This window comes from Acinetobacter sp. MF4640 (assembly GCF_002018895.1).
Lineage (GTDB): Bacteria > Pseudomonadota > Gammaproteobacteria > Pseudomonadales > Moraxellaceae > Acinetobacter > Acinetobacter johnsonii.
On record NZ_MVOM01000085.1, the window covers coordinates 1 to 8,447 of the forward strand.

Sequence of the window (8,447 nt, forward strand, 5' to 3'; positions counted from 1 at the left end):
TTGCTGGAACAGTCTAAAATGTTTGTTTTGCCTGAAAGAAGATCAAGGCAATGCCCTAGAGTCGTCAAAATAAAGCCTCAAAAGTACCCAAGAAAATGCCAGTCAATTTCTTAACTGACTGGCATTAGTCATTAGACTGGCTTTTTTTATGCGTAGATCAGTTAAATACTTAACATACTGCTTAAAGTTTCACTGACATTTTTAGATTTCACTTGTGGTTTTAAAGCCTCAAGCTTTGCTTTTACTTCGCTACGCTGTGGCTCTGCCAATGTGTACCAACGTGACAAAACCTGAAGTAAACGAGAACCAACTATTGGGTTTTTCTCATCTAAATATTTTGCCAGTCCAATGAAATGATCCACACCAAAACTCCATGTGTTCACTGGGTTTGCATTTAAGCCACCACTCACTGAACGAATACGGTTCGGCACGCCCAAATCATAATCGACATGAGAAGTGAGGTATTGAATGGTTTCTTCTGTCGCACAAGGATGTGCCGCTTGAAGTGTGAACCACTGATCTAGTGACAAAGCCTCATCTTTAAAACGTTGATAAAAATCATGTAAAGCCGCTTCTACTTGCGGTGCATCGTTCCACACCAAGACACGTAGTGCACCTAAACGCTCAGACATATTGCCTGTAGCTTCGTATTGCTGATATGCCAGCTCAAAAGCACTTTCATCGCCTTGACGTGCCATCATACTAAGCATGATGTTTTTCAGCGCACGGACACCCATGGCTTGTGAGAACTCTTTTTGCAAATCTGGGTCTAAAGCTAAATAAGTGTCTTTACAGAACTCACCTAACTCACGTGCTAATTTTTCAATCAAAGCATTACGTTGTTCTTGAATCTTCGCTGGTTCGTAGTCAGTGTCGATGCGACTACCTAAATAACCTTCACTTGGCACATCAAATAAACGTGATGCCAAGAGTGGATCTTGTTCAACAAGATCTGGTAGCGTGTTTTTAATGGCTTGAATATAAATATGCGCATCATGACCATTGAGTAAAATACGCTCAAGCAGTGTTTGCGTTGCTTGCCATTGGTTAAAACCATTGGTTTCGTATTGAATCAGGAACGCCAACTCTTCATCGGTATAGTTAAATTCTAAGTTGACGGGCGCAGAAAAATTACGCAGTAATGACACGACAGGTTTCGTGCTTAAACCGCTAAACACAATGCTGGCTTGATCTTGATCGAAAAGATACACACCGTCTTTGACTGCATTTTCAAATAAACTGTCTGAGTTTAAAAGCAATTGCTCACCTGTTGCAGCATCGAACAGCGCTAAAGCGACAGGGATTGGCACAGCTTTTAGATTCGGATACTTAGGATGTGCTTTTAAACTTTGCTTAAAGTTTAAGGTATAAGTTTGTGCAGCAACATCATAATGACCTTCCGCTTCTAACTTTGGTGTACCCGGTTGGTTATACCATGTTAAGAAATTGGATAAATCTACGCCTGAACCTGCGGTTAAAGCGGCTACCCAGTCTTCAACTGTCACGGCCTGACCATCATGGCGTTCAAAGTATTCATCAGTTCCTTTACGGAATTTTTCTTTGCCTAATAAGGTTGCCATCATGCGGTTAATTTCTGCACCTTTTTCGTAGACCGTTGCAGTATAAAAGTTATTGATTTCCACAAAATGGTCTGGACGCGGTGGATGAGACAATGGGCCTGAATCTTCTGGGAACTGATGCGCTTTGAGTACCGCAACGTCGTCAATACGTTGAACCGCAGCAGACTGCAAATCTTCTGAGAAAGATTGATCACGGAAAACCGTTAAGCCTTCTTTTAAACACAATTGGAACCAATCACGGCAAGTAATGCGGTTACCTGTCCAGTTATGGAAGTATTCGTGGGCAATTACCGACTGTACACGCATAATCGCGGCATCTGTCGTGTATTCTTCATCCGCCAAAACACATGATGTGTTAAAAATGTTAAGACCTTTATTTTCCATCGCACCCATGTTGAAAGCATTGGTCGCCACAATCATATAGTTGTCTAAATCATAGGGACGACCATAGTGTTCCTCATCCCAACGCATTGAATGCTTTAAGGCTTCCATTGCAATATGACATTTCGGAATATCTTTTTCTTCAGCATAAATTTCCAAAGCCACATCACGGCCTTCAGAGGTCACATAATGATCTTTTAGAACAGCCAAATCACCAATCACACAAGCAAACAAATACGCTGGTTTTTTGGTTGGATCTTGCCAAATGGTATAGTGACGGCCTTCGCCAGCCTCACCCGCTTCAATCAAGTTACCATTAGCAAGGAGCACTGGATATTTTTTGTCAGCTTCTACACGGGTGGTGAAAACTGAAAGGACATCAGGACGGTCTGGGTAAAAGGTAATTTTACGGAAACCTTCAGGCTCATTTTGGGTAACAAACAAATCTGATGCCGCTTGGTATAAGCCTTCAAGTTGTGTATTTGACTCAGGATGAATGATCACCGATGTCTCAAGCTTGATCTGATTTGGTGCATTACGAATCACCAACTGCTCTGCATCAAGCACATATTGCTCTTGGCTAAGTTGCTGACCATTCAGCACTAAACTTTTCAGCTCTAAATCACGACCGAGTAAAACCAAATCACCCTCAGTTTGGCGCGTCAGCTCCAGTACAGCATCAACTTTGCTATGCTCATCATAGACTTGAATATCGAGGTGAATGCTATCTACTAAAAAAGATGGTTTTTGATAGTCTTTTAAATAGACGGTTTGATCTGCTTCAATAATTGGATTTGCCGCAATATTCATGTCATGTCCTAATGCTATTGGTCTACAGCTTTATATTGTGTATGTTTTGATCATACGACAAGTTTGCCGTACTGTCTGTGTATGTTGAATGATATTTATATGGGCACGTTGAACAGGCTTTTCAATTCTATTGTTCTTATCCCGCGCATATGACTGCACCAAGTGAATAATAAACAAACAACTCCTCACATCGTGCCGTGCTTGTCTAGCAATATTTGCACCAGCCTTTAGACTTGCACAGTGCCATTAGCTCTCTACCATTCAAACGCTGAGAAACTTAAAGACATCGATAAGATATAAAGCCAGCTCTTTTCAAATATCTAACTTAATTTTCAAATCGGCTACATTTTGTGCACAGTTTTTGCTTGTATCTAGATATGCATAGCGCATGATAAAACCTAAGCAAAACAAATAGAGGTGTGAGATGTACTTAAAAGACCATATCGTCCGCGTCGAAAATATAAAAATGCTGCAAGCAATGCATGCTGCAAAAATTGATCATAAAGTCATTGCCCTGTTCATGAGCTGTGAAGGAATGCCTTTACAAGCACACGATGTCAGTAGCATTTTAAATCACTACGACACACTAGGGAGTAAAAAGTTGCCGAGCAAAAAAGTTCAAGCCATGATTGAAGCTAAAAAATTAGGTATGGAAGATGACTCTCTACCTTGCCCCGTTTAAATTCTACTTCTACAAAAAATACGGTGCATGCCGTATTTTTTTTGCCCTATATTCGCCACTGCGTTGCTTCACCCGTCTAGCGTTTACAAAGCACCTCTGCTTGTTCAATTACACTGCAATTTACAACGCCTTTCTGAAATTTTAGCGTGTATAATTTGAGAAAATCCTGAGTCTCAAATTCATCTTATGTCGCTTCAAATTTTGCACAAACAACTTGATGAAAGCACGCCTTGTCCACTTTGTCAGGCGGCCATGTTTTGGGTGGATGCTGAACAATACGACAAAGAAATTAACTTTCATGAATGTAGCCACTGCCAACATCGTGTTTTTAGCAATTCAAATCTAAATTGCCACTGCGACAGTTGCTTAGCACAGCGCAAAAAAATATTGAAAGAAACTCGTCAGCAAGAACAGCGTAAAACCAAAACCAAAACCAAGGACATTTATGAGTTTGAACTGGGTCAACTCAGTTTTATGCATAAATTATTTTTATTGGCCCTGTTAGATGACTACGCACAAGAACATACACAACATCAAGAGTTTATTGATTGGGAACAGATCAAATATTTTAGTATCACCCCCAATTATCTATTTCAAAATAGTCTCGTCAAACAACTGGTAAAAGAACAGATCCTCGTTGCCAAAGATTTTGCCAGTGAAGCCCACCAGTATTATATTAATGTGCGTTTGGACGGCTATTCTGAACCCAGCCTATTTAGTGTTACGCAGCAGTTACGCTACTGGTTTTATGAAAATCTTAGCCTTGGTGTGCCTTTTAAGACTGCGGATGAAGTCAAAAATGCCTTGTACCAATTGCTCTATCAGGAAATTATCCAATTTATGCAGTTTTACTGCCGCACTTGGGGCATTCAAATTGCAGGAAATAACAGCTTCCAAGTGTTTTGTTATCGTTTACTCGATGTACTCGCGGTCGGACAAATTTATTATTTAATCCAAACTGCATTGGAGTATTTATATGAACGTAAAGCCTTACAACCCAGAAATGAAAACTTCATCAATACCAACTTGTTGAAAAAAACCTTACAACAATACCGTGAACGCAGTGTGGCTGAAAAATGGGAAACTTCAACGCTGCCTCGACCGCATAACCTACCATTCAGCAAAATGAGCGAAGTCTTATTTTTCCGATTTTTAGGCTATGACGAAGCCATTTTCTTTCAGCCTGTCTCTCGTTCATGGCAAAAAATTGAACCACGTTTGAGTTTCTACTCACAAAAACGCTGTATGTACTGCGGTTCAAATGAGCTCACCGTAGATTATGATGCCGACCAATATGTGACTTTATTTTGTCGCAAATGTAAGCATCAAGACCACTATTTCACCAAATAAGGGCACCCACTATGACCCAGCTTTTAGACCTGTCCTTGCTTAACACAAAACAATCGATTCAAGACCAAACCGATGTCTTGGTGGCATATGTTGCTGAAGCTTGGACTGCCCTGCAAACGCAACAACCTTTGGTACAATGTATCACCAACAGTGTGGCTGCCAACTATGCAGCCAATGTTTTATTGGCTGCGGGCGCCTCACCTGCCATGATTGATAATCCCTTTGAGGCGGAAAGTTTCACTCGTATTAGTGCGGCGCTCAGTATTAACCTAGGTACGCCAACCTCTGAACAGATGCAAGCCATGCAAATCTCGGCACAAACCGCACAGCAGCAAAACATACCTTGGGTATTAGACCCTGTAGGATATGGGCCATTTTTAAAATGGCGCTCTGAAATGGTAGATCAGCTTTTAGCTTTTCAACCTACCGTTATTCGTGGCAATGCATCGGAAATCAGCACACTTGCAGGGAAGCAGATCGAAACCAAAGGCGTTGACAGTACGGCAAGCAGTGCCGATGTCTACCATCAAGTAAAAACACTTTTAGCACAGGCTGAAGTCATTGCCATTTCTGGCGAGTTTGACTACATTCTCTCAAAACAACTTGATGCTGTAATCCAAGTCAATGGTGGTTCGCATTTACAACCCAAAATTACTGCTACAGGTTGTGCCCTTGGTGCATTAATTGCAGCCTATAGCGCAGTCACCAATCCTGTCATTGCAGCGCTGTCTGCGCATGTCCACTTTGCCATTGCGGGGCAACTTGCTTATACCCAAAGCCAAAGCACAGGAAGTTTTAATGTAGCGTTTATGGATCACATTCATCAAATGAAAGCTGAAACCATTTATGAATATGCGGATATACAGCTTATCCGCACCTCAGCCTAAATAAAGTATGGCGAGAGTTTCTGCTTAAGCAACTTCTCGCCCTAAAAGCACGTTCATCGCCGCTTCCAGCAGAGTCAACAGATCTAATTTACAGATACACATCAAGCCCATACCAATAAAATAATCAGGCGTATGTTGCATATAAAAGTTGATATGACGGCTGGCCCGATTTCGAAGCCGTATCAATTGTTCAGGCGTGGTCTGTGGCAGTACACAAGGATGCACAAACACATCATCACTGCGTTGTTGCACATTCACATGACGGTTTTGTATGAGATCAAGAACCTGTAAATAATCCTCAGGCATTGGCACTTCTGCACGTGGATAAAAACGTTTTGAACGTGAAGCAAACAGCCGATATACTTTTGGCTGCATCAAACTCGAAACAAACCATAACTGACGCGTGGGATATTTTAAACGATAACCCAAGGTCACTCGAATTGCAGATAAAAGCGTTCTGTTTTGATTTCGGTAGTCAGGTAAAAAAGCTGCACGCGAGCTAAGAATATATAAAGGTTGATGCGCTGTCTTAAGCTTCAAGATGGCAATAATATTTTGCCCAACTATTTTTCCGCGATGATAAAAACGAATAATTGGTAATGCCACTACATCAGGGTTATACAACAATTGATACAGTTCTGCTGGGATTGCATTTGGGAAAATTTGTCGATCAAAAGTTTCAAGCTCTTCAAATAGAACTTGTTTTTTCTCTACTGAAAGCTTTTTAAAATCAACGACCTTTTCCATAAGTTGCATGAAGTCTTTCCATTCTTATTTTGATCACTTGTTTTACTGCTATGGTCTAAATGCAATGCTTTGACAACCATAGGTATAGAAAAAAAATGTCTTCACCAAAACACGACAGCCCAATTGCGGGCTTAGAGTAACTGCTTTTTATTTAAGTGCATAGCGCTTATTTTATAAGCAGAAAAATGCCAGCACGAAGCTGACATTTTTCTCACAATCTAGTTTTGTAATGATTAAGCAGTACGATAAGTAATATTTACGGTCTTAATTCGATTTGAATCCAACTCAAGCACTTCAAAGTGAACACCACGGTAGTCCAGTTGAGTTCCAACGTGTACATCACCATGAGTTTTATCTAGGATTAAACCAGCAACACTGATATAGCCTGCATCTTCTTCAACCAAATCGATCATGCCAAGTTCCAGTTCAAGCTGGTATAAATCCAGCATGCCTGTCGCCTTCCACGTCTGATCATCTATCTTCACCAAATCAAGTTGCTCATCGGCATCGGGAAATTCACCAGCAATCGCTTCAAATACGTCAAGCGGTGAAACAAGGCCCTGCACATTACCAAACTCATCGCTCACCAAAACCAATGAACCTTTAGACGTTCTTAACGTATTAATCGCATCAATGACTTTCATTTTTTCAAAAATGTAAATTGGACGATGACGTTTGATCAAATCTTTCAATTGCTCTTCATCATCTAAGACATCGAGCAATTCTTTGGCGCGCGCAATACTGATCACTTTATCCAAGCTACCGCGGCACACAGGAAATAAACTGTGCGGCACAGACAGTACCTGTTCACGAATTTTCTCAGGTGAATCATCAAGATTGACCCACGAAATTTGACTACGCGGTGTCATGATCGACGCGACCGAACGTTCAGCCAATGTCAGTACACCGCCAATCATATAACGCTCTTCATCCGCAAAAGTTTCTTGCGCTTGAAGCTGATCAGGATCTTCAGCTTGGAGCTTGCCACCCATGAGTTTCAAAATAGAATCCGCAGTACGATGACGCAGTGGAATTTTCGCTTCATGTTTTGCCGCATTGCGCTCACCAAATTGGTTAAAGGCTTCAATCGCAATGGCAACGCCGATACCTGAATAGATATAACCCTTAGGAATGTGGAAGCCGAAACCTTCCGCAATCAGGCTGATACCAATCAACAGTAAGAAGCTTAAACACAAGATGACCACAGTCGGATGACGGTTTACAAAAGTCATTAATGGTTTCGACGCCAACAGCATGACCACCATGGCAACGACCATAGCCACCATCATCACATTAATGTTGTCGACCATACCAATCGCGGTAATCACCGAATCCAGTGAGAACACCGCGTCAAGGATCACAATCTGTGCCACAACTGCGGTGAAACCTGCATAGACTACATTGGTGGTCAGCTTAACTTCGGGCTTACCTTCAATTTTTTCATGCAATTCGGTAACGGCTTTATAAACTAAGAATAATCCACCAAATAAAAGAATCAGATCTCGCCCAGAGAATGTCCAATCCAATACCGTAATCAGCGGTCGAGTCAACGTGACTAACCAAGTGATGATAAACAGCAAGCCCAAACGCATTAAAAGTGCAAGCGAAAGACCAATGACACGCGCTTTATCACGTTGCTCAGGAGGAAGTTTTTCGGCCAAAATGGCAATAAAGACTAGGTTATCAATACCTAAAACTATTTCTAATATAATCAGTGTAAGTAAACTTACCCATATTCCCGGATCTAATAAAAATTCCATTATTTTATTACCCCAGAATTATGTTTCTGTTTTAAAAGCATAGACCTGCACGGCGACGGATCCATATTTGTGACCTGTTCAACTAAAGATGAAATAATTATGCCTGAGATGTTTGGCTTGTAATAATTTTTTTATAGTTTTTAACAAAATTTTAATATTCGACCACTTATTATGCAAAAAATACATAAAAATATCGAAATCTCTGTTCGAAATTTTGTCACTTAATGCCAATTGTCGCATTCTATAAAGA

Annotated in this window: 6 protein-coding genes; 3 read left to right on the top strand and 3 right to left on the bottom strand. The window is 40.9% G+C overall.

Going from position 1 to position 8,447, the window contains the following annotated elements:
- Positions 1-161: 161 nt before the first annotated feature.
- Entirely contained in the window at positions 162-2,771 is a 2,610-nt protein-coding gene (gene pepN, locus MF4640_RS17725; protein ID WP_078390406.1) for an aminopeptidase N, read from the bottom strand.
- Between the two features lie 424 nt (positions 2,772-3,195).
- On the opposite strand from pepN, the gene MF4640_RS17730 reads away from it, so the two are divergent.
- The 3 genes from MF4640_RS17730 (at position 3,196) to thiM (ending at position 5,690) form a co-directional block, all read left to right on the top strand.
- Positions 3,196-3,453 carry a hypothetical protein gene (locus MF4640_RS17730; RefSeq protein WP_004696895.1) on the top strand — a complete coding sequence of 86 codons (258 nt, stop codon included), beginning with the start codon at positions 3,196-3,198 and terminating at the stop codon, positions 3,451-3,453.
- Positions 3,454-3,639: 186 nt separating this feature from the next.
- Positions 3,640-4,803, top strand: a complete 1,164-nt coding sequence (locus MF4640_RS17735) for a hypothetical protein (RefSeq protein ID WP_078390407.1) — start codon at positions 3,640-3,642, stop codon at positions 4,801-4,803.
- An 11-nt stretch (positions 4,804-4,814) separates the two neighbouring features.
- Complete coding sequence (gene thiM, locus MF4640_RS17740) at positions 4,815-5,690, top strand: hydroxyethylthiazole kinase (protein ID WP_078390408.1); 876 nt, start codon at positions 4,815-4,817, stop codon at positions 5,688-5,690.
- Positions 5,691-5,714: 24 nt separating this feature from the next.
- Here thiM and MF4640_RS17745 read toward each other — a convergent pair whose 3' ends face one another.
- Together MF4640_RS17745 and MF4640_RS17750 are read right to left on the bottom strand one after the other, a co-directional pair.
- A complete protein-coding gene (locus MF4640_RS17745; protein WP_078390409.1) occupies positions 5,715-6,446 on the bottom strand; it encodes a hypothetical protein in 732 nt (243 codons plus the stop codon).
- A 224-nt stretch (positions 6,447-6,670) separates the two neighbouring features.
- Positions 6,671-8,197: a TerC family protein gene (locus MF4640_RS17750; protein ID WP_004984799.1), complete on the bottom strand. Its 1,527-nt coding sequence runs from the start codon at positions 8,195-8,197 to the stop codon at positions 6,671-6,673.
- Positions 8,198-8,447 lie beyond the last annotated feature (250 nt).